The sequence below is a fragment of the Frankia casuarinae genome (assembly GCF_000013345.1).
Lineage (GTDB): Bacteria > Actinomycetota > Actinomycetes > Frankiales > Frankiaceae > Frankia > Frankia casuarinae.
In genome coordinates this window covers 2223096-2246052 of the sequence record NC_007777.1, presented here as the reverse complement: position 1 = coordinate 2246052, position 22957 = coordinate 2223096, and the positions used below count along the sequence as shown (strand labels likewise).

At 71.9% G+C, this 22957-nt stretch carries 23 protein-coding genes; 10 read left to right on the top strand and 13 right to left on the bottom strand.

Annotated elements, in window-relative coordinates; translation table 11 throughout:
* Positions 1-231: 231 nt before the first annotated feature.
* A complete protein-coding gene (locus FRANCCI3_RS09600) occupies positions 232-1272 on the bottom strand; it encodes a L,D-transpeptidase (protein WP_371681836.1) in 1041 nt (346 codons plus the stop codon).
* Here FRANCCI3_RS09600 and FRANCCI3_RS27930 point away from each other — a divergent pair.
* On the top strand, positions 1262-1579 hold the full coding sequence (locus tag FRANCCI3_RS27930; RefSeq protein ID WP_235463258.1) for a hypothetical protein: 318 nt from the start codon (positions 1262-1264) through the stop codon (positions 1577-1579). The genes FRANCCI3_RS09600 and FRANCCI3_RS27930 overlap by 11 nt on opposite strands.
* Before the next feature lie 780 nt (positions 1580-2359).
* Positions 2360-3253, top strand: a complete 894-nt coding sequence (gene pucL, locus FRANCCI3_RS09595; RefSeq protein WP_011436346.1) for a factor-independent urate hydroxylase — start codon at positions 2360-2362, stop codon at positions 3251-3253.
* A 45-nt stretch (positions 3254-3298) separates the two neighbouring features.
* Here pucL and FRANCCI3_RS09590 read toward each other — a convergent pair whose 3' ends face one another.
* Together FRANCCI3_RS09590 and FRANCCI3_RS09585 are read right to left on the bottom strand one after the other, a co-directional pair.
* Positions 3299-4198, bottom strand: a complete 900-nt coding sequence (locus FRANCCI3_RS09590) for an SAM hydrolase/SAM-dependent halogenase family protein (RefSeq protein ID WP_011436345.1) — start codon at positions 4196-4198, stop codon at positions 3299-3301.
* Positions 4199-4231: 33 nt separating this feature from the next.
* Positions 4232-4654, bottom strand: coding sequence for a DUF3099 domain-containing protein (locus FRANCCI3_RS09585; RefSeq protein ID WP_011436344.1), 423 nt, complete (start codon positions 4652-4654; stop codon positions 4232-4234).
* Positions 4655-5037: 383 nt separating this feature from the next.
* On the opposite strand from FRANCCI3_RS09585, the gene FRANCCI3_RS09580 reads away from it, so the two are divergent.
* From FRANCCI3_RS09580 to FRANCCI3_RS09565, 4 genes are read left to right on the top strand one after another with little or no spacing between them, the layout of a single operon-like run.
* Entirely contained in the window at positions 5038-6297 is a 1260-nt protein-coding gene (locus FRANCCI3_RS09580; RefSeq protein ID WP_198537839.1) for a glycosyltransferase family 4 protein, read from the top strand.
* Positions 6294-7478 (top strand): glycosyltransferase, encoded by a 1185-nt coding sequence (locus FRANCCI3_RS09575; RefSeq protein ID WP_011436342.1) that lies wholly within the window; start codon positions 6294-6296, stop codon positions 7476-7478. The genes FRANCCI3_RS09580 and FRANCCI3_RS09575 overlap by 4 nt, the downstream gene beginning before the upstream one ends.
* Before the next feature lie 27 nt (positions 7479-7505).
* Positions 7506-8318, top strand: a complete 813-nt coding sequence (locus tag FRANCCI3_RS09570; RefSeq protein ID WP_011436341.1) for an SGNH/GDSL hydrolase family protein — start codon at positions 7506-7508, stop codon at positions 8316-8318.
* Between the two features lie 29 nt (positions 8319-8347).
* Positions 8348-9142, top strand: coding sequence for a hypothetical protein (locus FRANCCI3_RS09565; protein WP_173645814.1), 795 nt, complete (start codon positions 8348-8350; stop codon positions 9140-9142).
* A gap of 33 nt (positions 9143-9175) precedes the next feature.
* On the opposite strand, the gene FRANCCI3_RS09560 is transcribed toward FRANCCI3_RS09565, so the two are convergent.
* The 5 genes from FRANCCI3_RS09560 to FRANCCI3_RS09540 form a co-directional block, all read right to left on the bottom strand.
* On the bottom strand, positions 9176-9691 hold the full coding sequence (locus tag FRANCCI3_RS09560; RefSeq protein WP_011436339.1) for a DUF3090 domain-containing protein: 516 nt from the start codon (positions 9689-9691) through the stop codon (positions 9176-9178).
* Between the two features lie 196 nt (positions 9692-9887).
* On the bottom strand, positions 9888-10976 hold the full coding sequence (locus FRANCCI3_RS09555; protein WP_011436338.1) for a ferrochelatase: 1089 nt from the start codon (positions 10974-10976) through the stop codon (positions 9888-9890).
* Complete coding sequence (locus FRANCCI3_RS09550; protein WP_023841911.1) at positions 10973-11278, bottom strand: hypothetical protein; 306 nt, start codon at positions 11276-11278, stop codon at positions 10973-10975. The genes FRANCCI3_RS09555 and FRANCCI3_RS09550 overlap by 4 nt, the downstream gene beginning before the upstream one ends.
* 265 nt (positions 11279-11543) lie before the next feature.
* A complete protein-coding gene (locus FRANCCI3_RS09545) occupies positions 11544-11996 on the bottom strand; it encodes a deaminase (protein WP_011436336.1) in 453 nt (150 codons plus the stop codon).
* A 92-nt stretch (positions 11997-12088) separates the two neighbouring features.
* Positions 12089-13177 (bottom strand): hypothetical protein, encoded by a 1089-nt coding sequence (locus FRANCCI3_RS09540; protein WP_237704576.1) that lies wholly within the window; start codon positions 13175-13177, stop codon positions 12089-12091.
* A 271-nt stretch (positions 13178-13448) separates the two neighbouring features.
* On the opposite strand from FRANCCI3_RS09540, the gene FRANCCI3_RS09535 reads away from it, so the two are divergent.
* Positions 13449-14507, top strand: coding sequence for a cation diffusion facilitator family transporter (locus FRANCCI3_RS09535; RefSeq protein ID WP_035913003.1), 1059 nt, complete (start codon positions 13449-13451; stop codon positions 14505-14507).
* Positions 14508-14584: 77 nt separating this feature from the next.
* On the opposite strand, the gene fabG is transcribed toward FRANCCI3_RS09535, so the two are convergent.
* Positions 14585-15301 carry a 3-oxoacyl-ACP reductase FabG gene (gene fabG / locus FRANCCI3_RS09530; protein ID WP_035734332.1) on the bottom strand — a complete coding sequence of 239 codons (717 nt, stop codon included), beginning with the start codon at positions 15299-15301 and terminating at the stop codon, positions 14585-14587.
* 204 nt (positions 15302-15505) lie between these two features.
* On the opposite strand from fabG, the gene FRANCCI3_RS09525 reads away from it, so the two are divergent.
* Positions 15506-15799 carry a DUF167 domain-containing protein gene (locus FRANCCI3_RS09525; RefSeq protein WP_011436332.1) on the top strand — a complete coding sequence of 98 codons (294 nt, stop codon included), beginning with the start codon at positions 15506-15508 and terminating at the stop codon, positions 15797-15799.
* Positions 15800-16185: 386 nt separating this feature from the next.
* Entirely contained in the window at positions 16186-18813 is a 2628-nt protein-coding gene (locus FRANCCI3_RS09520) for a pyruvate dehydrogenase (RefSeq protein WP_175455964.1), read from the top strand.
* 73 nt (positions 18814-18886) lie between these two features.
* Here FRANCCI3_RS09520 and fabI read toward each other — a convergent pair whose 3' ends face one another.
* From fabI to FRANCCI3_RS09505, 3 genes are all read right to left on the bottom strand, one after another.
* Positions 18887-19660, bottom strand: a complete 774-nt coding sequence (gene fabI / locus FRANCCI3_RS09515; RefSeq protein WP_023840387.1) for an enoyl-ACP reductase FabI — start codon at positions 19658-19660, stop codon at positions 18887-18889.
* A 132-nt stretch (positions 19661-19792) separates the two neighbouring features.
* Positions 19793-20980 (bottom strand): cation:proton antiporter, encoded by a 1188-nt coding sequence (locus FRANCCI3_RS09510; RefSeq protein WP_011436329.1) that lies wholly within the window; start codon positions 20978-20980, stop codon positions 19793-19795.
* A 28-nt stretch (positions 20981-21008) separates the two neighbouring features.
* Positions 21009-21491 (bottom strand): cation:proton antiporter regulatory subunit, encoded by a 483-nt coding sequence (locus tag FRANCCI3_RS09505; protein ID WP_011436328.1) that lies wholly within the window; start codon positions 21489-21491, stop codon positions 21009-21011.
* A gap of 342 nt (positions 21492-21833) precedes the next feature.
* Between FRANCCI3_RS09505 and FRANCCI3_RS09500 the strand changes: the two genes are divergently transcribed.
* Positions 21834-22301 carry a PGPGW domain-containing protein gene (locus FRANCCI3_RS09500; protein WP_011436327.1) on the top strand — a complete coding sequence of 156 codons (468 nt, stop codon included), beginning with the start codon at positions 21834-21836 and terminating at the stop codon, positions 22299-22301.
* An 11-nt stretch (positions 22302-22312) separates the two neighbouring features.
* On the opposite strand, the gene FRANCCI3_RS09495 is transcribed toward FRANCCI3_RS09500, so the two are convergent.
* Positions 22313-22711 (bottom strand): hypothetical protein, encoded by a 399-nt coding sequence (locus FRANCCI3_RS09495; protein ID WP_023840386.1) that lies wholly within the window; start codon positions 22709-22711, stop codon positions 22313-22315.
* Positions 22712-22957: the final 246 nt, after the last annotated feature.

Sequence of the window (22957 nt, the reverse complement as noted above, 5' to 3'; positions counted from 1 at the left end):
TTTACGACACCTCCCCCGGACGGAAATTCACCGCCTGCTCGCCCGCCCGACTCCTCCCCCTGACCGGCTGTCCCCGTCCCGCCACCCCGCCACCGCGCGCCATCCCGCGCCATCCCGCCCCCGCCATAGCGGTGGGAGCGGCCGAGGGCGCACATTGGCGACGCCCGGCACCGAACCGGTCGGGCCGGGCGTCGTCCACGCTGCCGCGGGTGCGAGGCCGCGATCGCCCGGTCAGGCGCCGGCGCCCGCCGCGCCGGTCCTGGGGGTGGCGGTCACGGGCCCGGGCGTGACTGTGCTCACCGCGGAGTCGAGGCTCACCACGGGGGCGAGCTGGTCGGACACCGGCAGCGCGCTGCCCGCCTTCCACGTGGCCCAGGGGACCGACCACGCGTTGCCGAGCTGTGAGGTGTCCGGCGGCCGACCGGTGTTGACGATGTCGATGATGTCACCGAGCCGGGTGAAGTTGTAGAACCACTGGGCGTCGGCGGGTGAGGCGTTCACGCACCCGTGGGAGACGTTGGCTCGCCCCTGGGAGGGCACCGACCAGGGGGCGGAATGCACGTACTGCCCGCCACTGGTGTAGTTGACCGCCCACTGGACCTTCTCGTAGTAGTAGTCCGGATTGCCCTGGGGGATGCCCACGGTGGCCGAGTCCATGATCACTTCGGGTGACTTGCCCAGCACGTTGTGCGGGCCGTCCATGCTCGGCAGACTGGGTCTGCCGAGACTGACCGGCATCGTGCGCAGCAGTTGCCCGTCCCGGAAGACCTTCATCGTGTGGGTGGCCGAGTCGACCTTGGAGACCTGGGCGGAGCCGATGACGAAGTCCATCGCCCGGTCCTTGACCCCGAGCCGGCCCCCGCCCGCGTCGTAGCCGGCGAAGTTAGCCTCGACGTGCACCTTCGTCCCGGGCTTCCAGTACCCCTCCGGTCGCCACATGACGACCCGGTTCGACAGCCAGTTCCACGCGCCGAGGACCGGCGGATCGGTCCGTACGACCAGCCGGCTCTGGACGGCGGCCCGACTGGACGCGGGGGCGCTGAACGTCAGGCTGATCGGCGCGCCGATCCCGACGGTCTGGCCCGCGACCGGCTCCCAGGAGACCTTGAACGACTTCGCCGGGACGCCGGTCACGAAGCTGGTCCGCACCGACGTCGTCCCGGCGATGCCCGTCGCCGGGGACGTTGACGCCTCGACGTCGTACCGCGAGTCGGCGAACAGCCCGCCGGAGGATGTCCAGGTCCGATGATCGGCCGAGAAGGTGCCGGGCATTGTCCCCGGCTCCGTCTTCTCCGACGCGCTCGCCCCCCGGTTGACGGAGACCGCGGCCAGCGGGGCGTTGCCGCGCACGACGATCGGGCTGGTCAGCGCCACCCCGGTAGCGCCGTCCCTCGGCGTGACCGTCACGCTCGCCGCCGGATCCGGGGCGGGGGTGGCCCCGGCCGGCGCCGGTGACGCCCCCCCGCCGGAACAGGCCGCCGCGGACAGCACCGCGGCGAGCAGAAGCGTCCCCCCCGGCCACCGCCGGGGCCGGCGACCAGGCGATTCCGCCGGCCGGGATTCCGGCCTGGCCGAGTGACCCCACCCACGGGAAATACGCGGGGGAATCATTACCGAGCGAGACATGTAATGCCCCCTCCCGAAGACCGCGCCGGCAGCATCGCCGGACGGGAAGCTACGTCCGAACGGTACCCAGAGATCAACCCCACGTACCCTCGATCAGCGTAATCTACGGCGCCAACCGGCAGATCATCACCCGGTGTCGAGCATCTTAATACGGAGAGTAGCACTCTCCAGGCGTCCCACATACACCCCTCCCCTTCTCCCCTTCTGACGCACGAACGCCTTCCCAGGTTGCCCGCCCCGGAGGACATTTCACCGACCACCCGAAACGACGGCCAGAACCCACGGCGATATCAAAGAAGACGCAACCCGTCACCCGCGCAGATGAGTTTCCGCAACCAGAGACGACTGGGCGGTACACGGCACCGCCGGCATGCGGGACCATTGACGTCTCACTGGCTTTCCATTGCCGGAAGCCGCCCGGACGGGCCACCACCGCGTGATCCCACCCCCGCGGTCCACACGGCTCGGAGGGGCACCCAGGCGACAGGCCGGGGCGACAGGCCGGGGCGCCGGGCGGCACGAGTCGGGCGCGCGAAACTCACCGTCGGTCCGGGATGTCACCCGGTCCAGCAGAATGGTCGGGCCACGTTCGGCGGTCTCCGGCCCGCACCGGTGCCGGCACGACACCGGTGCGGCGCCGGGACGGTCGGACCCACGGCAGGCCGATCGACCCGGTCGGGCGAAAGGCGCACTCCGGACAAGGGAAATGACCGTCCCACGACAGGGAGGCCACATGGCGATCGTTCTCGGGCCCAATCAGTATGGAAAGGCGGAGGTCCGTCTCGTCCACGTGGCGCGGAACGGACCGGTGCACCAGATCACCGATCTGAACGTCTCCACCGCGCTTCGTGGTGACTTCGCCGCCGCGCACCTGTCCGGCGACAATGCGCACGTGCTCACCACGGACGCGCAGAAAAACACCGTCTACGCCTTCGCCCGCGAGCACGGAATCGGCCAGATCGAGGATTTCGCGATCCGGCTGGGTCACCATTTCGCCGGATCCCTCCCGGGGATCGACGGCGCCCGGATAGAAATCGAGCAGTACCGGTGGGACCGCATCCAGGTGGATGGGGTGCCGCACGACCATGCCTTCAGCAGGTCGGCTGGGGAGAAAAGGACGACGGTCGTCACCCTCGACCGTGGCACGGCCTTCGTCGTGTCCGGACTCGCCGGGCTGGTCCTGCTGAAGTCGACCGGCTCGGAATTCTCGGGGTTTCTCCGCGACCGGTACACCACACTGCCCGAGACGACAGACCGCATCCTGGCGACAGAGGTCACCGCCCGCTGGCGCTACGCCCAGTCAGACCTCGACTTCGGGCGGCTGTTCGACGGGGTACGGACGGCTCTGGTCAGCACCTTCGCGAGCCTCCACAGCCTGGCTCTGCAACAGACCCTGTACCGGATGGGCGAGGCGGCGCTGACCGCGCACGCCGACGTCGCCGAAATCCGCCTGTCAATGCCGAACAAACACCACTTTCTGGTTGATCTAGAACCGTTCGGGCTCGATAATCCCAACACGGTCTACTACGCTGCGGACCGGCCGTACGGCAAGATCGAGGGAACGGTCCTGCGCGATGACGCTCCCGACCCGGGGCCGAGCTGGCTGACCCTCCCGGGATTCTGCTGACCGGTGCGGACCCCCGACAGGCGGTGCGGCGTCCCGGACGCCTGTTCACGGGACGCCTGTCCCGGACGCCTGTTCACGGGACGCCTGTCCCGGACGCCCGTCCCAGCGGCGCAGCGTAAGGCGGTCGCCGGGCATAAGTGTGAGGGCATGCGCGGCGTCACCGTCGCGCACGGCGAGGGCCGCCATCCCCGCCGAGTCGACGTAGAGCACCGCCTCCCCCGGGCCGACCGAGCCGAAGGTGACCCCCACGGCCAGTTCAGTCATCGGGCCCGCGGCCGCGAGCGGGCCGGCCGCCTGCTCGGCCCCGGTCAGGCGGTCCCGCCGGAGCGGTCGCAGCACCGCCCGACCCGGCGGGCGCAGCCCGGCCGCGCCGAGCAGCGCGCCGGAGGCCGCGAGCTGGACGTTGCCGAACGTGTCGACGAGGACCACCTCGGTCTCCACGGTCCCATCCGGGCGTAGCCGGGCCAGGGCCGCCCGGGGACGGACCAGGGTCGCCGGCTCCACCGGCTCACCGACCTCCTGGAGCGGTGTCCCGCGCGCCAGGGCGGCAGCCACCGGGGCGAAGACGTCCCGGCCGTGGAACGTCGCGGGGGTTGCGGGCCGCACCTCCAGCGTGACCGCGGCCTCGATCCCCCCCAGCCGCTCGGCCGCGGAGATCAGCAGGCCGTTGTCCGGCCCGACCAGGTGACCGCCGACCGCGCGCAGTGCCAGGGCCCGGCGCGACGTGCCCACCCCGGGATCCACCACGGCGAGGTGCACCCCCCGAGGCAGGGAACCCACCGTCTGGGCGAGCACGGCCGCCCCCCGCCGCACGTCCCCCGGCGGCACCAGGTGGGTCACGTCGATGATCCGGGCATCCGGCACCGTCTGCAGGATCACCCCGTGGCAGGCTGCGACGAAGCCGTCGGCGAGTCCGTAGTCAGTGGTGAAGCTGATGCACCTCACCGGCTCAACCTGACGTCAACCCGATGGCTGACGTCAACCCGATGGCCCGGAGACGGACGCCTCGCCGAGCCCGGTGCCGTCCCGGCCCGGTGGGTCCGGATGGCCGTGCACCCAGCCCTCGTCATCCACCCAGCCCTCACTGTCGACCACCCGGTGGGGATCGGCCTCCAGGGCCGGCAGTTCGCCCGCCGCCGGCTGGCCCGGATCGTAGCTGACGGGCCGGTCGCGTTCGGGCGTCGGACCACCGTTGGCGATGACCACCGCGACCCACGGAATGATCACGGCCATCGCGACGGCGACGAACCGTAGCCAGCCGTGGAAGGCGACCACGGCGAGCACGAAGCAGAGCATCCGGAACATCATCGAGAGGAGGTAACGCACCTCCCGCCGATGGATGTCCCACTGCCGCGACCGGGCCGCGGACGTGATCAGGACCGTGTCCTGCCGCCTGAACATCACGCGTACACCTCGATGGCTCTCACTCCCCGACCGGTGCGCCGCCCCGTGCCTCCAAATATCCTCCTCACCGGCGCCCGGGGAAAATGCCGGCGGCCGGCGTGCGACGGTGCGGACCAGGAACCACGGCGTCCGCCGGGCGCCGTGTCGGACGACACCATGTCAGCTAGCACCATGTCAGGTGACACCACCTCAAGTGACAACATGTCAAGCAGTATCATGTCAAGTGGCACCATGTCGGACGGGAATCCGGCCCGGATCCGCCGACCGGATGAACAGCCGGTCGTGTGCACCCGTACGGTGCACCAAGCTGTGCCAGAACGTTCATGTAACGGTCGGCTGGCCGTCTGCGGCACGGCTCCATGCCCTGCCACCGTGCTCGTGTGCGCATAGCGGTGATCACCGAGTCGTTCCTCCCCCATGTTGACGGGGTGACGAACACGGTCTGTCGAGTGCTGGAACATCTGCGGGACCGGCAGCACGAGGCGATGGTCATCGCGCCGGCTCCGGCGCCCGCCGCCCGACGCGCGGCGGCGCGCAGCCACGCCGGCGCACCGGTGCTGTGGGCACCGTCGGCTCCCCTACCGGGTTACCCGGCGTTTCGCTTCGCAGTCCCGTGGCCCGGGCTTCCCGCCGCCTTACGGGAGTTCAACCCGGACATCGTCCATCTGGCGGCGCCCGCCGGCCTCGGGGCGCAGGCGGTGTTCGCGGCGCGGCGCCTCGGCATACCGAGCATCGCCGTCTACCAGACGGACATCGCCGCGTTCGCAGCCCGCTACGGGCTGGCCACCGCGGAACGCACGATCTGGCACTGGCTCGCCATCGTACATCGGCTCGCGGCCCGGACCCTCGCGCCGTCCTGGGATGCCGTCGACACCCTCCTGAGCCAGGGCGTGCAACGGGTCGCCCGCTGGAGTCGGGGGGTGGACCTCGAACGTTTCCACCCGGCGCACCGGGACGACGAGCTGCGCCGCCGCCTCGCTCCGAACGGCGAGGTCCTGGTCGGCTACGTCGGCCGGCTGGCCCGGGAGAAGCGGGTGGAGCTGCTCGGAGCGGTGTCCGACATCCCGAACACCCGGCTCGTCGTCGTCGGTGACGGCCCCTCCCGTCCCACCCTGGCCCGGTCGATGCCGAACGCGGCGTTCCTCGGATTCCGCGCCGGGCAGGAGCTCTCGGCCGCGGTCGCGAGCCTCGACGTCTTCGTCCACACCGGCATCCACGAGACATTCTGCCAGGCGGCGCAGGAGGCCAAGGCGAGCGGGGTACCGGTGGTCGCCCCTGCGGCGGGCGGGCTGCTTGACGTTGTCGAGCACGGCCGCACCGGGCTGCACTACACTCCCGGCGACCCCGCGGCCCTGCGGGCGCAGGTCGCGGCCCTGACCGACGACCTCCCTCGTCGGGTGGCGATGGGTGCGGCGGCCCGGGAGTCGGTCGCGGGATGCGGGTGGAGCGCGATCGGCGACGAGCTGCTCGGCCACTACCGTGACGTGCTCGGCACCGGCGGCGGGGCCGGTCGCTTCGGCCGCCTCAGGCACCCCGGCCCGGTCATCGAGGGACGGAGCGGACGGCGGGGCGGACGACGGGACGGATGGGACGCACGCAAGCGGCCCGGGACGGGAAACGACGACGGGTGGTCAGCATGAAGATCGTGCAGGCGGCAAACTTCGTCGCGCCGGCCTCCGGCGGCATCCGGACGACACTGCGCCACCTCGCCGCCGGCTACACCGCGGCGGGCCACGAGGTCGTCCAGATCATTCCGGGCGAGCAGGACGCCGAACTGGTCCGGCCGGATGCCCGCGTGCTCCAACTGCGCGCCCCCCGGCTACCCGGAACCGGTTACCGGATCATCACCGAGCCGTGGCGCGTCGCCGACCTGCTCGACCGGGAACGGCCCGACCGACTCGAGGTCCACGACCGGGCGACCCTGCGTCCACTGGCCCGATGGGCCCGCCGTCGCGGGGTGCCGTCGCTGGTCGTCAGCCACGAGCGGCTCGACCGCCTGCTCGGCACCTGGACACCCGCACCGTTGCGGGGAGTCCTGCCGGTCTCGACAGCCGCGGACCGGGCGAACGCCTCGCTCGCGGCCGCCTTCGACTCCGTCGTGGCGACGACGGCCTGGGCGGCGGCGGAGTTCGTCCGCATCGGCGCCGGCAACCTGCGCCACGTTCCGCTCGGCGTCGAGCTCGACCGTTTCTCCTCCGCCCACCACGACCTGACCCTGCGACGCGCCTTCGCCCGTGACCAGGAGGCGCTGCTGGTGGTGGCCAGCCGGCTGGCACCGGAGAAGCGGGTCGACCTCGCCGTGGACGCGGCAGCTGAACTCGTCCGCCGCCGGGTGCCGGCGCGCCTGGTGATCGCCGGTGACGGGGCCCATCGGGGCCGGCTGGAACGGCATGCGGCCGGGCTGCCGGTGACCTTCCTCGGGTTCGTGGCCGACCGGGAACGGCTCGCCGGCCTGCTGGCGACCGCCGACCTCGCGCTCGCCCCCGGCCCGGTGGAGACCTTCGGGCTGGCCGCTCTGGAGGCGCTCGCCAGCGGCACCCCGGCAGTGGTGCACCACGCCAGCGCGCTCGCCGAACTGATCGTCCCGGGAGTGGGCACGATCGCCGCGGGCAGCGGATTCACGTTCGCCGACGCCGTCGTGGACCTGCTGTCCGCCTCGCCTGCGCAGATCCACGCGCGCCGGATCGCGGCCCGGGCCCGCGCGGAGCAGTTCCCCTGGTCGGCCACGGTCGCGGGCTTCCTTGCCTGCCACGACTCGCCCGGTCCGGCCGCCCCGGGCACGGCCTTCCCGCAGCCACCGGCGCCGCCGCTCGCGGCCTGACTCGCGGCCTGAAAGGCGGGCAGAGCCATGGACTCCGGCACCGGATCCCGGCGGTTCGTCGCGCTGGGCGACAGCATCACGGTCGGCCTCGGCGACGGCGTGACGATGGGACGCGAACACCGCCGCCCCGCGACGGGAGGACGGGGCTTCGCCGCCCGGCTCGCCGCGTGCCTGGGCCCGGCCGGCGCCATGGAATTCACCAATCTGGCCACCACGGGAGCGACCACGCACGACGTGCGTACCCGTCAGCTCCCCGTCGCCCTGTCGCTGGGCCCCCAGATCGCCAGCGTGATCGCCGGCATGAACGACGTGCTGAAACCGACGTTCGATCCGCTGCGGTTACGCCAGGACCTGGTCTGGACGGTGGGCCGACTGCGGGCCGACGGAGTCGTCGTCCTCACCGCTACCATGCCCGATCCCAGCCGGCTGCTCCCGGTGCCGGCGCCGTTCGGCCGGATCCTGAGCGAACGGGTCGAACGGCTCAACGCGGCGGTCCAGGCCGCGGCCCGGACGGACCCCGGAGTGTTGATGGTCGACCTCGGCGGGCACCCTGCGGTGCGCAGCCGGTCCAGCTTCGACGTGGACCGGATCCACCCGGGGCCACGCGGCCACCGCCTGATCGCGCAGGCGTTCGCCCACCGTCTGTCGCACGCCGGGGTACCACTCGTGGGTCTGCCGGACGGACCCGATCATGAGGAACCGGCTCCGGGAATCATCGAGCACTCCTACTGGCTGCTGAGCGTGGGCCTGCCCTGGCTGGCCGGGCGGTGCCTGCCCAGAGGCGACAAATGGCGCTATCACCCGGAAAAAGGTCTGGTACGGCCCCCTCGGCGAGCCTGAAGGCTCCTCGATTGCCTACGGTAGGCAATGTGCTTCCCGCCCTGTCAGCGTCGCCCCGGTCCGGAGTCCTCACCGGATGGGGCAATGCGTGGCTTGCCGGGCTCGTCGGGCTCGACGACGTCATCACCCAGATGCACCGCGCGCTCGGTGGCGAGGCGGCGCCGCACACCCTCGGCGACGAGCCGCTCGTGCTGGGCCTGGGAGCCCTGCGTTCGGCCGGAGCGCAACGGCTCCGGCTGGTCCTGCCCGCCCCCGGGGACGCCACCGGCCTGCCCGGCCCGGCGGAGGTGAACAGGGACGCGATCACCGCCGGAGAGGCGATCATCGTGATCGGCCCGAACCCGCCGCTGGTGCTCGTCCCCGGGGTCGTCGTGCACGGGCCGGCCCTGGAGGGGCGGCTGGAGTCGGTGCACTGGCGGGTGCTCGTCGCGTCCCGCGTGCCACCGCCCGGAGCCGGCCTGCGCGCCGCGGAACACGACCTCAGCAACGCGATCCGCACCACGACGGCCGCGCTCATCGACCTCGACATCGCAAGCGCCCGCCCCGAGGTGCTCGCCCTGCTGCGCGACCGCGGGGTGGATGACCCGGGCCCGGGGCTGGGCCCGGGCCATCCACCGGGGGCGCACGCCCTGCTGGCCCGGGCGGAGCGGTTGTCGACCCTGCTCGACCTCGCCGCCCGGGACGACGGTGCCGCGGTGACCGCGAGCGAGATCGCCCGCAGGTCCGCGGCGCTGCGCAACCTTTCCGCGGCGGTGCGTCGCGCCTATGCGGCGGCCTACGACGCCTTCGACCCGACGTATGCCCCCGTGCCGCCCTCGAACTGACGATCGCCGGCTGTCCGCCCCGGCCGGCTCCGGTCAGTTCAGCCGAGGGCAGAAGTGCCCGGCCGGATCGTCCGGGCGACCGCACAGGACGCACGGTGGACGCCCGGCGGCGACGATCGTGCGGGCCCGTTCGATGAAGGCACGGGCCTGTTTGATCGACAGTCCCACCCGCAACGAGTCGAGCTCGTCCTCGCTCTCGGGGAGCCGGAACTCCCCGGGAGACAGCCCGGCCGCCTCGACGAAGACCCGATGGCCGTCCCAGGACACCGTGAGCTGGCCCAGATGGAAGTCCTCCTCGAACGGGGCATCCAGCGGGGCAAGATCGATCTCGACGTCCGAAGCGGTCGGAAGCACGATGCCCTGGGTCTGGCCCACCTGGCCGAGCAACGCGGTCAGCCCCTCCGCGAGGGCGGTGACCTCGGTTTTCTCCAGACCGACCGTCACGACCTGACCACGCCCGGCAGCCTGCAGGAAGAAGACCCGGTCACCCGGCTGGCCGACGGTTCCCACCACGAACCTTTCCGGGGATTCGAACACGTAGCGCCGCATATCTCCGATCGCTCCGTTACCTTGACTCGCTTCGTCGTTCGGTTCTGATCGCTTCGTTCCCCATCAGTATCGGTTCCCCATCAGCCTCGGTTCACCATCAGTATGGCCGCATCGCCATGCGGTCCGCCCTCGCCCACCCTCCCGGATTCAGGACCACCCCGGATTCGGGTCCGCGGGGATTCAGGTCCGCGGGGGTTCAGGTCCGCGGCGGCCCGAGGGGCTCGCAGCAGTGCGCGGGGCAGTCCGCCGGCCATGGCCCGAGGCCGGTCAGCGACCGTCGGACACCGCCGGGACGACGCAGCTCCTCGATCAGTTCTCCCACCATCGAGACGAACCGCGGATCCACCCCGACGGTGCCCGCCCGCGTCGCCGGCAGGCCCAGCTCCCGCGCCCGTTCCAGGGCCCCCACGTCGAGGTCGTAGCGGACCTCCACGTGATCGCTGACGAACCCCAGCGGAATGATCACGGCACTGGCGGCCCCCGCCGCGGCCAGCTGCGCGAGCCGATCGCGCACGTCCGGCTCGAGCCACGGCACGCCCGGCGATCCACTGCGGCTGCAGAAGGCCAGGTCGAAGGGATGACGCACGCCGGTGATGCGTTCGATCCCCTCGATGATCACCGCCGCGGTGGCCCGCAGCTGGCGAGCGTAGGCGCCCTCGCCACGCCCGCTGGCGCGGGCCTGCGCGAGGGGGAGCGAATGGGCGGTGAAGATCAGATGGGCATCGGAACGCACCTTCGCCGGCAGGTCGGCCAGCGCCGCGACGCCGCGGTCCACCATCGGCTCCACGAACCCCGGATGGTCGAAGAACAGCCGCAGCTTCACCAGCTCGGGCGCACGGTCCCCCACCGCGGCGGCGGCTGCCGCGAGGTCCTCCCGGTACTGCCGGCATCCCGAGTAGGACGAGAAAGCCGAGGTGACGAAGCACGCGGCACGCCGGATGCCGTCGGCGGCCATCTGGGCGACCGTGTCGGTCAGATAGGGCGCCCAGTTCCGGTTCCCCCAGTAGACCGGCAGCCCGGGCAGCTCCGCACGCAACGCGGTGACCAGCGCCCGGTTCTGCTCGTTGAGGGGGCTACGCCCACCGAACAGGTGGTACTGCTCGGCGACGACCGCCAGCCGGGAGGCGGGGATGTCCCGGCCCCTGGTCACGTTGCGGAGGAACGGCAACACGTCGCCGGGCCCCTCGGGACCCCCGAACGAGACGAGCAGCAGGGCGTCCACGTCCCCCGATGCCCGGACGTCCCCCGATGCCCCGACGTCCCCCGATGCCCCGGCCCCGCTCATCTCGGCACGCTGCCGGCGATCTCCGCCGGATAGCTCGGGAAGTAGCGGGTGATCTCGGACAGCTCGAAGGTGGGCAGGATGGACCCGGCCGGTTCCCGCGCGAGCAGGAACGCGAACGACGCGCGGACCAACGCGATCAGGCCCGGCACATCGTCGGGCGAGAGCCCCACCGCCGTGAGCACCTTGTCATCGACCCGCACCCGGTAGTTGAAGGAGAGCCCGCGGACTCCCGGAGACGTCTCCTCCGCGACCTCGACGTCGAAGTCGCGGCCGCCGTACGGTTCCACCCGGATCACGCCCACCGACCCACCCCCTCGCGGTTGCGCCGACCGCACCGCCGCAGCCACCTCAACTGCTGAGCCACCTCAACTGAGAGGGAAGGCGCGCCCCTGGTTTCGATCAGCCAGCGGCGTGGCGGCACGGCGACGCCGCGCCATCTACGATATCCGTCGGCGCGCCCCACATGCGTCGCCGCCGGGCAAGAAGATCGCCTGCCCCGGCTCCCGCGCGGCAGCCGGGGCGGGCACCGGCCCACCCGGACGCCATCGCGGGTGATCCAGCCGATGATCAGACGGCCAGGTGAGCCTTCATGGCGCGGGCCCGCTCGCCGAGCTCGGGCATTCCCACGACCGTGACCCCGGCCGCGCCGAGCAGTTCGTAGCCCTGGCAGTCGGCGACGAACAGGCTGGGTTCCCGCCAGGCGATGACCACTCGGGGGATCTTCGCTTCCAGGATGAGCTGGGTGCAGGTGCGTGGCCACGACATGCGCTGGGAGCAGGGTTCGAGTGTGCTGTAGATCGTCGCGGTGGCGAGACGGGGGTCATCGGGAGCGACCTTCGCGAGCGCGGACTCCTCGGCATGCACCGTGTCGTCGACCTCGCGGGAAAACCCGAACGCGATCTCCTCGCCGTTCTCGCCGACGATGACGGCACCCACCGAGTAGGCACCGGTGGCGGGCGGGCAGCGGTGAGCGAGCTCGATGGCCCGCGTCATCCACCGGTGGTCATCGATCTGGGCCATGAGGGGCTCGTCCTTTCTCGGGCGGGTCCGGCAACCGTCGAAGAGCCCATCGCCTGCCGGAACTCGACCCCGTAGAGAACTTTGGCAACGATCTAGATGGTTGGGCCTGCTGGGAGCGCACGGCGCTCGGATGAGACCTGTTCGCCCAGGTCGCGGACGGGTTCGAGCCGTGCCCACTCCTCGTTGCGGGCGAGGGTGCGCCAAATACCGGCGGCCCGGTTGAAGGTCGGGCCGTTGGTCACTTCCTTGCCGTCAACGATCATGAGGGCGTCGCTTGCTGCGGTGGCTGCCTGTTCGGGGTCCGGGTGGGTGCGGTGGATGAAGGCCCGTGCGAGTGCGAGATGGGTGCCGGCGGTGCTGACGTACCGTCCGGTTCCGCTGAGCATCGCCAACGATGCGCGGGCGTGTGGCTCGGCTTCGTCACCCTTGCCGAGATAGCCGAGTACCACCGCATTGAAAGCTTCGCTGGACTCTTCGTCAATCGGTGAAGGTCCTGGCAGGCGGTTGCCGGTCCAGACATGATCATTCATGGTCCGCAAGGCGGTTAGTGCTTCGTCTTCGCGGCTGGTGATGGCGTAGGCGCGGGCCTGTGCGCAGGCGAGGAGCGGGACGATATAGGGGTGCGCCTGCGGCTGGGCCTGGGCGGCGATGTCCGCAGCGGTCTCGAACTCGCGGGCGAAGAAGGCCACGGCGGAGCGCATGGCGGCAACCGATCCGGCAAGTAGTGGGTTACCGGCTGCCTGGGCGTGTTGAGCGGCGAGGACGAAGAACGTCAACGCGCCGTCGTCATCGCCCATGTCGAAGGCGAGTCGACCACGGTAGAAGGCGTATTGGCCGGCGAGGAGTTCGAGGTCGCGACGGTCGGTGCCGGTGACTCTGGTTTCCAACCGGGCTTCCGCATCGTCCCACGCCTGTTCGACGGGTCCGAGTAGATCCGCGTGCGGTGTCGTGGAGTAGATCCGGGTGAGGCGTTGGATGCCCTGGTGGAGCTGGGCGACACTGAGGGGGTCCGGGGTGGACGCGGCGATGGCGCGGGAGATCTGCGCGGCGCGGCTGGTGGCGCCAGTCGTGGCGGTGCTGGCGGCAAGAAGGATGCCGGTGCCGAGTAGGTCACGGCGGCGCGACGGACTCACCTCCTCGCGGGGCGGCCCGCTGCCGGGCTCCGCCTGAGCGGGAACCATGACGGGACGTGATGGTCGTAGTGGACGCTTCCGTGCTCGCCAACGCCCTCGTCTACGCCGACGCCCGACTCGCCCGCACCGCCACCCGCTACTGCACCATCCACCTCGTCGAATAGGCGCGTGTCTCACGTCGGGTATTGCTCTAAGGGCTAAGCACAGACGAGCAACCGAACCGGCGCCAGCGGCCCGCGGTACGCACCGGGACGCAGGTGCAATGGAATGGCAGCTGCCACCATGCCGCATTGATCGTTTTCGTCTATCGTCGCGGAACATGAACAGCGGCCACGAGCATGAGCTCCCCGCCCAAGGGCACGGGCACGGCGGGCACCCGCGCGGCGGACGGCATGACCACCACGCGAGCGGGCGGTGGACGCGGCTTCGTCACGGCCTGTCAGACCTGGCCGGAGGGCACAGCCACGACCCGGCGGACCAGATCGACGACGCGTTGGAAGCCGACACCGCCGGCCGCCGCGCCCTCCTGATCAGCCTGGCCGGTCTCGGGCTGACCGCCGCCCCGCAAGCCGCCGTCGTGGCACTGTCCGGATCGGTCGCGCTCCTCGGCGACACCCTGCACAACGTCGCCGACGCGCTCACCGCGGTCCCCCTGCTCATCGCCTTCACCGTGGCACGCCGCCCGGCCACCGCCCGGTTTACCTACGGCTACGGCCGCGCCGAGGACCTCGCCGGCCTCGCCGTCCTCGCGATGATCGCCCTGTCGAGTGCGCTCACCGCCTGGGCCGCGATCGACCGCCTCCTGCACCCCCAGCGCGTCGGCCATCTGGGAGCGGTCGCCGTGGCCGGGCTCGTCGGCTTCCTCGGCAACGAGATCGTCGCCCGCTACCGCATCAGGATCGGCCATCAGATCGGCTCCGCCGCCCTCGTCGCCGACGGCCTACACGCCCGCACCGACAGTCTCACCAGCCTCGCGGTGCTCCTCGGCGCGGCCGGTGTCGCGGTGGGCTGGCACTGGGCCGACCCCGCCATCGGCCTGGCGATCACCCTGGCGATCCTCGGAGTCCTGCGCTCCGCCGCTCGCGTCGTCGGGGCCCGGCTCATGGACGCCGTCGACCCCGCCGTGGTCGCCGAAGCCACCAGGGCGCTCCTGCACACCGAGGGCATCGAGGCCGTCCGCGAACTGCGGCTGCGCTGGATCGGCCACACCCTGCGCGCCGAAGCCGACGTCACCGTCGATGCGAACCTGACCCTGACCGCCGCTCACGACCTCGCCCACGCCGCCGAAGCCCACCTGCTGCGCCGCATCCGCCGCCTGTCCGCCGCTACCATCCACACCAGCCCCACCCACCACCACGCCGCCACGACGGTCCCCTAAGCCGCACCGCCGATCATGCTCGGTCACGGCGCCGCCGGATCGGTGCCCCGTGCCCAGCTCAGTGCCCCGTGCCCAGCTCAGTGCCCCATGCTCAGCCCGCCGTCCACGGGGATCAGCGCACCGTTGATGTAACCGGCCTGCGGGGAGGCGAGGAAGGCGACGAGGGCTGCGACGTCCTCGGCCTCACCCATGCGGCCACCGGGGACGCCGGCGGTGAGCTGCTCCCGCTGCGCCTCGGTCAGCGCGTCGGTCATGTCGGTCCGGATCGGCCCCGGAGCGACCACGTTCGAGGTGATGTTGCGCGGAGCCAGCTCGCGGGCGAGGGAACGGGCGAAGCCGATCAGGCCGGCCTTGGACGCCGCGTAGTTGGACTGGCCGGGGCCGCCGACGGAGGCGACGACGGAGGAGATGAAGATGAGCCGACCACGACGCAGCCGCATCATCGGCCGGGAGGCACGCTTGGCCACCCGGTAGGCACCGAGCAGGTTCGTGTCCACGACCTCCTGGAACGCGTCCTCGCTCATCGTCGCCAGCAGGGTGTCCCGCACGATCCCGGCGTTGGACACCACGATCTCCACCGGCCCGAGCTCGGCTTCGATCTCCGTGAACGCCTTGTCGACGCTCTCACTGTTGGCGACATCCAGACGGACGCCCAGCATCCCCGCGGGGGCGGTGCCCCCGCGGCTGGCGACCGCGACCCGCTCACCCGCGGCCGTCAGGGCGGCGGCGCAGGCGGCGCCGATCCCCCGATTACCACCTGTTACCAGTGCGACACGACCCTCATTTGCGCCCATGGGTCGGATGGTAGCGGCCACCGCGTCGAATCCCGGTGTCCGCCGACGATGAGGCCTCAACCGCCGGCCGGCATCGGCTCGGCCACCCTCGCGGTCCTCCCTGGTGTCGCCCCGAACCGGTCACGCGGACCGGTCGCACGGGCGGGACGATCGCACGGGCGGGACGATCGCACGGGCGGGACGATCCGGGGGGACGATGCGCACATGCGTCTGATGATCCGAGTTCAGCCGGGCGCCGGGCGGACCGCGGTGGGCGGCCGGCGCGAGGACCCGCTGCACGGCCCGCTGCTGATCGTCCGGGTCACCGAGCCTGCCGTCGACGGCCGGGCCACCGAAGCCGCCCTGCGGGCCCTGTGCGCGGCGCTGCGGGTGCGCCGGGGAGATGTCCGGCTGGTCCGCGGCGCGACCGGCCGGGTCAAGGCCGTCGAGGTCGAGGTGGCAGCGGTCGACGAGCCCGCGCTCCGGATCCGGATCGACGAGCTCGGCCGGGACGGCTGACCGCCGGGGCGGCAAGTCCCGCCGCGGCAGTCCTGGCAGGGCGGTTCCGGCATCACCGGGCTGACGCACGACGGCCAACGCCACCGCGATGGAACGCGGATGCTGAAATGGTACGGCCACCGTGGTGAAGGTGGGATACCGACGCGGACACACCATGTGACGGCGACGGGCGCCGCCGATCCGGCCGGCGGCGCAACCTCCGACCGGCACCGCACCACCGCGCGTCCGGACTTTGGGAGGTCGGAGTCGTGGGACGTAGGCCGGTCATGCGCAGGCCCGATGTCAGACCGGTGGAGGCGGCGCACACGCGCTCCGGCCGGGGGGATATGATCATTACACCAGACGACGCCGCGGGGCCGGTCCCGGCCCGGTCCGTGGATCCGCCCGTGCCGGGGACCGACGGTCGGGTCACCCACGACGACCGGGCCGAGGGCGGCGGTCCGCCGGGAGACGCCAGCCCCCCGACCGGACCGACGAACGGAGACGACGTCGTGGGAACCCAGACCTCGCCGACCGCGGCCCGGGCCATCCCGGGGCCCCCAGACCCGGCCATGCCAGACCCGGCCATGCCGGGGCCGCCCGGTGGCGTACTCGACCTCGCCGCGCTGGCCGCCGTGGAACGGCGGCTGCGGAGCGTCGCGGCCCGGATCATCGACGGGGACGAACGCGCCGGGCAGCGGCCCGCGGTCGCCGCCGAGTCGGAACGGGCGGCCGTGGCCTCGGTGTCGAGCATCGCCACGGTGCTGTGGTTCGACGCCCTGCGCGCCGAGGACCGCGTCAGTGTGACTCCACGCGCCGCCCCGCTGATCCATGCCGTTCATCACGTCCTGGCGCACGCCAGGCCGACGGCCGAGAAGACGGCAGCCGAGAAGACCACGGCCGCATCGCCCGTCCCCGCCGTCTACCGGCTCCCCCACGTCCGGCCGGGTGAGATCCGTCCGAACGGGGTCCGTTCCGGGCCCGATGGTCGGCCGTTGCGTGCCCTCGGCGCCGGCAACATCGGACCGAGCGGGACGGTCTGGGCGGCGTTGGCACGCCGTTATGCCGGGGAACGCTTCGACCGGACTCCCCGGGGTCGGCAGATCTGTCTGATCGACTACTCCGAGCTGCACGACCCGACCGTCTGGGAAACGATCACCGATGAGCGGGTCGCTCATCTCGGCGAGCTGTTCTGGGTGGTGACGGTGTCCGGCTCCGCGCCGACCGGACCGGTCGGCGGCATCGGCAAGCCCGCCCGCGCGGCGCGCATGTTCGAAGCCGCCGGTTGGCAGGTGCTCACCGTCCGATACGGACGCGTCCTCGAAGCGCTCTTCCGGGCTCCCGGCGGTCACGCGCTTCGCAACCGCCTCGACCAGCTCCCGATGGGCGAGTACCGCGCGCTGCTGCAGGCCCACGGAGCCGACCTGCGCCGCCGGCTCGCCGGTCCCGGTGCGTCCGGCGCCGGCATCAGCCGCCTGCTGGACACCCTCACCGATGACGAGATCCATGCCTGCCTGCGCGATCTCGGTGGCCACGACCTTCCCCTGCTGATCGACGCCTTCGACGAAGTCGCGGCGGACCGGCCCACGGTCCTGTTCGCCTACACCAGCGACGAGCTCGCCCGGGAGGAGCGCTCCCACGACGAACAGACCCACGGCGAACAGACCGCCGACCACGCGTCCGCGGCCCCGTCCGCCGGACCGGGCACGCCGCCGGCCGCCGGCGGTGGCACCCGCCCGGTCCTCCGGCCGGGAGACGACGCCGCGGCCCACCGCCTCGCCCGGCACGTCGCCGGTTACCTGGACCGGGTGCCGGTGCCGCTCGGCGCGGCACCACCCGTGCCGACCGACTCCGACCACCGCTTCCCGGCGTGGATCTCCACCCAGGAGGCATTCGGCGGGATGTTGCGGGACCTACCCCGGCTCGCGCCCCAGGCAGCCACCGCGGTGCTGACCATCAGTACGCGCAACGCCGACCCCGTCCTCGCCGGCTGGCTGGCCGCGGCGGACCGGACCGATGGGGAACAACCGGGCCGGCACGTGGCCGGAGGCCTGTCGGCCACGGCCTTCGGCGGGGTGCTGGCCTCGCTGGGAGTGGCCTGGAGCCGCCAGGGTCTGCCGCTGCTGCCCATCGGAGTCGCCGACGAGGTGGCGGCCGGACGGGTACTGCCCGGCTGGATGGCCGGCGCCACCGCGGACGCCCGATCGATGCTCGCCGTGGCGGACACCGGTCTCGACCCGGTCGTCCGCAACCTGGCCTGGAACGGTGGCAACGTCGTCCCCGCCCCGGTGGCCGCGACCTGGGAACCGGCCTTCGCGCACGATCTCGCCTGGTGCCTGCTGGCCGGCCTCGGCGGGCTGGCCCGCCTCGACGGCACCTCCTGTGTGATCCGGCTCTCCGCCCGCCAGGTCGATCAGCGCCTCGCCGAGGTCCCCGTGGACGCGCTGGAACGGCACCGACGCCGGGCCCTGGTCCTCGCCGGGGGGTACCGGCTCCACGAGGGCGGTCCCGACGCCGCGCTCACCCTCGTCGGGGTGGGTGCGGTCATGCCGGAGGTGCTGCACGCCGCAGCGGAGCTACGCGCCGGCCTCGGCCGGGAGATCACGGCCGTGTGCGTGACCTCCCCGAACGCGATGTTCCACGCGCTGCAGGCCCGGCGCGGGTTGGCCGAGGGTTCCGACGCCCTGCTCACCGAGGTGTTCCCCGCGGACCGGCGCACCCCGATCGTGACGGTGGTCGACGGGGACCCCCGTGCCCTGAGTTTCCTCGCCGGCGTCCACGGAGATCCCATCTCCGCCCTCGGTTCGAGCGCGCCGCTGCCGGAGGCCTCCGGGCCGCCGGGAGGGCCACCGGGAGGGCCACCGGGGGACACCGACCCGGGCTCATCGGCCTCCGGCGCCGGCGGCCACGCCGGTAGCGGCAGCCTTGCCCGGCGGGACACGGCCTCGTCGCGGGACCACCGTCGCCGCCCACCGGTGGAGCTGGACACGATCGTCGGAACGGCCCTGGACCTGCTGGACGAGACGGCAGGCTGATCCGGGCCAGGGACCCCACCGTACCCGGATCCCGGGACCCCGGCCGCGCCCGGACCCCGACGGCCCGCCGTGCTCAGATCCCGACGGCGTGCACGCCGCCGTCGACGTGGACGATCTCGCCGGTGGTGGCCGGGAACCAGTCCGAGAGCAGCGCCACGCAGGCCTGGGCGGCCGGCGTGGTGTCGTGGACGCTCCAGCCGAGCGGCGCCCGGCCGTCCCAGACCTCCTCGAACTGGCTGAAGCCCGGGATGCTCTTGGCCGCCATGGTCCGCAGCGGGCCGGCCGCGACGAGGTTCACCCGCACGCCCCGGGGTCCCAGATCACGGGCGAGGTAGCGGGTGGCGGAGGCGAGGCCGGCCTTCGCCACGCCCATCCAGTCGTACGACGGCCAGGCGACGGACGCGTCGAAGTCCAGGCCGACGATCGACGCCTTCTCGGCGAACAACGGCAGGGCGGCCCGGGTGAGCGACGCCAGCGACCAGGTGGAGATCTGCAGGGCGGTGCCGACCTCGGACCAGGCCGCCTCGACGAACGGCTTCCCACCGAGCACCGATTCGGGCGCGAACCCGATCGCGTGCAGCACGCCGTCCAGGCCGTCAACATGTTCGAGCACCTGTCCGGCCAGCCCCGCGAGATGCTCTTCGTCGGTGACGTCCAGCTCGACGACGGGCGCCAGGGTGGGCAGTCTCTTGGCGATGCGGCGGGTCAGCGACAACCCCCGCCCGAATCCGCTGAGGACCACCGCCGCACCCTGCTCCTGGGCGATGCGGGCGACGCTGAATGCGATCGAGGCTTCCGTGAGAACACCGGTGACGAGAACGCGCTTACCTTCGAGAAGTCCGCTCATGGGCTGCATACTCCCAAACATCGCCGTCCCGGTAGCGACACCGCTGCCGGGAAGTCGTCCCCGCCGTCAGCGGCGGATGCCGTCGCCCGCAGCCCGTCCACCGTTGCCCGCCCACCACCCGCCCGCTCGGCGCTAGGGCGACCGGGCGGCCTGCAGCCGCCGAGCCGTGCGGATCACCGGTTCGACGAACCGGGCCGCCAGCGGGCCGAGGACGGCCATCAGCAGCACGTAACAGGCGGCAAGCGGGCCCAGCCGGGGTTCGAGGCCGGCCGCCACCGCGAGGCCCGCGATGACGATCGAGAACTCGCCGCGTGCGACGAGGGCGGCCCCGGCCCGGAACCGGCCCATGGTCCCGATTCCCGCCGAGCGGGCGGCCCACCATCCCGTCATGACCTTTGTCGCGACTCCGGCGATCGCGAGCAGGGACCCGGTGAGCAGCGCCGGAGGGATCTCAGCGGGATCGGTCTGCATGCCGAAGAAGACGAAGAAGACCGCCGCGAACAGATCGCGCAGCGGCCGCAGGACCTCCTCTGCACCCTCGGCGACTGGTCCGGACAGGGCGATGCCGACGAGGAACGCACCCACCGCGGCCGACACCTGCATACGCTGGGCGACCCCGGCGACGAACAGGGCCAGCCCCAGGGCCCGGAGCAGCAGGATCTCGTCGTTGCGGTGGGCCTTCGGGTTGAAGACCAGCCGGGTGACCTTCTCGCTGTGCCGCAGCGCGATGTAGAGCACCGCCACCAGGACTCCGAGCGCGATCGCCACGGTCAGCGATCCGCGCACGAACGTGTGATGGGCCAGCAACGCGGTGAGAACCGGCAGGTACACCGCCATGGCGAGGTCCTCGAGCACGAGGACGGACAGAACAACTGGCGTCTCCCGGTTACCGAGCCGCCCGAGGTCCCCCAGCACCTTCGCGATGATCCCCGAGGAGGAGATGGCCGTCACCCCACCCAGAACGACCGCCGCCGTCGGGCCCCAGCCGAGGAGGAACGCGGCGACGACCCCGGGGGTGGCGTTGAGCGCCAGGTCGAGCACCCCGGCCGGCGCCTGTCTGCGCAGCCCGGACAGCAGCTCGTCGGCGGTGTACTCCAGACCGAGGGTAAGCAGCAGGAGGACGACCCCGATCTCCGCGCCGACCCCGATGAACTCCTCGCTGGCACCGAGCGGCAGCAGGCCACCCCGGCCGAACGCCAGCCCACCCACCAGGTACAGGGGAATCGGTGAGACACTGATGCGCAGCGCGAGATGCCCGAGGACTCCTAGGCAAAACAGAATCCCGCCGAGCTCGAGGAAGGTCGTCGCGGTGGAGTGCACGCGGTCCCGACTGCCCTCCCTGCCCGCGTCAGCCGTTGCGGAGCAACATACCGACGGATGCGGTGTTCTCCGGCGTACCGACGACAACGACGACGTCTCCGGCCTCGAATCGGAAGTCCGGCCGCGGGGATGCGAGCACCTGCTGGTCGCGGACGACCGCGACGATGGAGGCGCCGGTGCGGGTACGGGCCTGGGTGTCCCCGAGCTCGCGGCCCACGTAGGGCGAGCCGGGCAGGATCACGATCTGCTCACCGACGAGCCCGGCGAAGGCACGGTTGAGGTCGGCGAGCTTCTCGACGATGCGCGGGGCACCGAGCAGCTCGGAGAGCACGTCGCCCTCCTCCGGCGTCAGCGCGATGGACTCACGCGAGGCGTCCGGGTCGTCCGCGTCATAGATCACGAGGTCCCGGCGCCCGTGATGATGGGACACGACTCCGAGCCGGCGGCCGCTGCGCGTCGCGAAGTCATGCCGCAGCCCGATGCCAGGCAGCGCGGTCTCCTCGATCTCCACAGCAACCTCTCCGGCGCTCCGATGGCCTGCCTTCCCACGAAGGCCCAGATGACCAGCCCCATCACACAGTAGTCAACCATCCGCGACCGCGCCTGGACGGTGTGCCCGCCCGGCCCCTACCCCACGGAGCGCGGGGATCCGCGGATCCGCGCGCTCCGTCGGCGTGTCGGCATCACGACACGTATCGGTCGAGGAGGTCGAGGAGATCCCCGCCACGATGTTCTTGCGTGACGCGTTATGACGGAAGAACGTCGCAGTAGGACAATGCCGCAGTAGAGCAGCGTCGCAGTAGAGCACCCTCTCCTCGCCCCGCCCACGATCCACTCAGGAGGGTTACCCGACGTGCTGACCCGAAGCGCCCGCCTGTTCCGCCGGATCGCCCTGACCGTACTGGGTCTCGGCGTCCTCGGCCTCGGGATCGCGATGTTGGCGCTGCCGGGTCCGGGATTCCTCGTCGTGGCGCTCGGGTTCTTCATCCTGAGTCTGGAGTACGAGTGGGCGCGCAGCCGTTTCGAGCAGGCCCGACGCAAGGCCGCCGACCTCGCCGATCAGGCGGCCGCGAACCGGTTCTCGTCGGCGTTCACGATTCTGTTCGCGCTGGGGATGATCGCTGCGGGAATCGCGTGGATCGTGGTCGACACCCTTCCCGCGTCCTCCGGGTGGTCCGGCGGAAGCCTGATCCTCAGTGGGCTCGTCATCCTGACCACCATGATCGTGAGTCTCTGGCAGACGAAGGAGGCCCGCGATGCCGGCCGGCCCACGCCCGCCGAACTCCTCGCCCGGCGGGAGCTGGAGAAGAGTCGATCCTGATGGGCGAAAATCTACTGGCCCTGGGTGACCTGATTGATTCCGAGTACGTGCGGCTGGGCGTACACACACTTGTACAGGGCCGCGCGGTCGGCGGTCGACGCCTTCGCGACGTCGTACCGCAGCGGATAGATCCGGCTGGTGGCCAGCTGGTTGCGGTCCTTCGGCAGCTGGATGGCCCTGCCCACCGAGGGGCACGCGGCGCGCACCGCGTCCTTCTGCGCCTCGGTGGCTCCCGGGGCGAAGTACACGACGGCCTCCTGTTGCGGCGGCGGCCCGTCCAACGTCGCGTAGATCCCGAAAACGATCAGGCCGATGGTGGCGAGTACCGCCACGACGACCATCGTCCGGCGCCGAGGGTCGGCCAGGTAGCGAGCGGCACGGGCGGCAGCAGGTGACGACGGTGGGGCCACGTGGTGAGTCCTGTCACATCGGGGAAGGAAATCTGGTCCGGACGACGGCTGGAGCACCGCCATGACCGGACCCCCAACGTAGTCCGCCGAGCGGGTCCGTAAGGTAAACGCCCTCATGAGGCTTAGCGACCTCCGCCACGGGTGACCGCCGGCCCGCCGCTGCGCGGCGTGCTCGTACCGGTTCACCGTCGACCGGCGGCGCTGTGCCCGCGATCGCGCCCAACGGCGGGCGACCCCGATGACATC

Coding starts and splice junctions, on each gene's coding strand:
- FRANCCI3_RS09600 (WP_371681836.1), bottom strand. CDS start 1,272: ATGCCCGGCACCTTCTCGGCCGATCATCGGACCTGGACATCCTCCGGC.
- pucL (WP_011436346.1), top strand. CDS start 2,360: ATGGCGATCGTTCTCGGGCCCAATCAGTATGGAAAGGCGGAGGTCCGT.
- FRANCCI3_RS09585 (WP_011436344.1), bottom strand. CDS start 4,654: ATGTTCAGGCGGCAGGACACGGTCCTGATCACGTCCGCGGCCCGGTCG.
- FRANCCI3_RS09575 (WP_011436342.1), top strand. CDS start 6,294: ATGAAGATCGTGCAGGCGGCAAACTTCGTCGCGCCGGCCTCCGGCGGC.
- FRANCCI3_RS09570 (WP_011436341.1), top strand. CDS start 7,506: ATGGACTCCGGCACCGGATCCCGGCGGTTCGTCGCGCTGGGCGACAGC.
- FRANCCI3_RS09560 (WP_011436339.1), bottom strand. CDS start 9,691: ATGCGGCGCTACGTGTTCGAATCCCCGGAAAGGTTCGTGGTGGGAACC.
- FRANCCI3_RS09555 (WP_011436338.1), bottom strand. CDS start 10,976: ATGAGCGGGGCCGGGGCATCGGGGGACGTCGGGGCATCGGGGGACGTC.
- FRANCCI3_RS09545 (WP_011436336.1), bottom strand. CDS start 11,996: ATGGCCCAGATCGATGACCACCGGTGGATGACGCGGGCCATCGAGCTC.
- FRANCCI3_RS09540 (WP_237704576.1), bottom strand. CDS start 13,177: ATGGTTCCCGCTCAGGCGGAGCCCGGCAGCGGGCCGCCCCGCGAGGAG.
- FRANCCI3_RS09535 (WP_035913003.1), top strand. CDS start 13,449: ATGAACAGCGGCCACGAGCATGAGCTCCCCGCCCAAGGGCACGGGCAC.
- fabG (WP_035734332.1), bottom strand. CDS start 15,301: ATGGGCGCAAATGAGGGTCGTGTCGCACTGGTAACAGGTGGTAATCGG.
- FRANCCI3_RS09525 (WP_011436332.1), top strand. CDS start 15,506: ATGCGTCTGATGATCCGAGTTCAGCCGGGCGCCGGGCGGACCGCGGTG.
- fabI (WP_023840387.1), bottom strand. CDS start 19,660: ATGAGCGGACTTCTCGAAGGTAAGCGCGTTCTCGTCACCGGTGTTCTC.